2 protein-coding genes are annotated in these 1,458 nt (G+C 61.2%); both read left to right on the top strand.

Annotated features, from left to right (window positions below; translation table 11 throughout):
- Positions 1–107 precede the first annotated feature (107 nt).
- Positions 108–731, top strand: coding sequence for a tyrosine-type recombinase/integrase (locus FVR03_RS24090; protein WP_147924321.1), 624 nt, complete (start codon positions 108–110; stop codon positions 729–731).
- On the top strand, positions 680–1,458 hold a 779-nt coding region (locus FVR03_RS24085; RefSeq protein ID WP_147924320.1), incomplete at its 3' end, for an IS91 family transposase. The genes FVR03_RS24090 and FVR03_RS24085, both read left to right, overlap by 52 nt.

The following is a 1,458-nucleotide window of genomic DNA, read 5'->3' as shown; positions in this document are numbered from 1 at the left end:
ACCCCGACCAGATCAATGATTACCTCTACCTGGTAAAGCAACAGCACCATTCTCCTTCCGAGTCCTACTTCAAATTCACCGTCTACGGGCTGCGCTTTGCCTTCCGCATGGAAGGCCTCAAAGACAAACTCATTGAACTGCCCGCCATCAAAGCCGACAAGCGCCTGCCCGTGGTGCTGAGCCGGGAGGAAGTTCAGCGCCTGCTCAAGGCACCTAAATTACTCAAGCATCGTATCCTGCTGGGCCTACTCTACGGCTGCGGGCTGCGCTGCTTTGAAGTGCGCAACATCCGCCTCCCGGACCTGGACTTCGACCGCCAGGTGCTCCACGTGCGCCAGGGAAAAGGAAAAAAGGATCGCTACCTGCCCCTCAGTCAGATGCTCATCCGCGGGCTCAAAAACTACATCGCCGCAGAGCAGCCCGACCTATGGCTCTTCAACGGAAAACCGGAAGGCAGAGCAGGTGGCGACTTCGACAGCCGCTACTCACAGGCAGGCGTGCAGTGGGCCGTACGGCAGGCAAGGAAAGATGCCGGTATTGCCAAAGAGATGAACGTGCACACCCTGCGCCACACCTATGCCACCCACCTGCTCGAGGACGGCCTCGACATCGTCTCCATCAAAGACCTGCTGGGCCACGCCTGCATCCAGACCACCATGGTGTACCTGCATGTGGCGCAATGCGGCAGAAGGAAACCCTTCTCTCCCCTCGACACCCTCTACGCCAGGTAGTGCGGGCCAGGCACGAAGTAGCCCATGTGCTGGAGCAACACTGGCAGGCAGTAGAGAAACACGCCGGCATCAACTCCTGGCAGCTGCGCACCCTGGGAGCCATCATGCGCTGCCGCACCGCGGCCATGGGCGGCCATGTGGATGCCTGCCCGGACTGCGGCTCTCTGCGCATCAGCTATAACTCCTGCCGCAACCGCCACTGCCCCAAGTGCCAGGGCAGAAAGCGGGAAGAGTGGATACGGGCACGGGAGGCGGAACTCTTGCCCGTGCCTTACTTCCACCTGGTCTTCACCTTGCCCGACGCGCTCCACCCGCTGGCCCTGCTCCAGCCAAAGCACGTCTATGACACTTTGTTTGAGGCGGCCTGGGAGACGCTGCTTGCCTTTGCCCGCGACCCAAAGCACCTGGGCGCAAGGCCGGGCATGGTAGCCGTGCTGCACACCTGGGGGCAAACCCTCTCCCTGCACCCCCACCTGCACTGTATCGTACCGGGCGGTGGCCTGAGCAAAAGTGGCAGGTGGAAAGGAGCGCGCGGCAAAGGCCGCTTCCTCTTTCCGGTAAAAGCCATGAGCCTGGTCTTCCGGGCAAAGTATGTGGAGAAGTTGAAGGAGCGGCTGCCGGAGCTGGACCGGAGCCTGGTCGACGCGCTGTTCCACAAGCAGTGGGTAGTGTATGCCAAACGTCCTTTTGCCGGACCTGAGAGTGTGGTGGAGTACCTGGGCCGCTA

Source organism: Pontibacter qinzhouensis, assembly GCF_008017455.1.
In the GTDB taxonomy this organism is placed as follows: Bacteria; Bacteroidota; Bacteroidia; order Cytophagales; family Hymenobacteraceae; genus Pontibacter; species Pontibacter qinzhouensis.
Note: the sequence above shows the minus strand (reverse complement) of the source record. Positions and strands in the feature narration are given on the sequence as shown.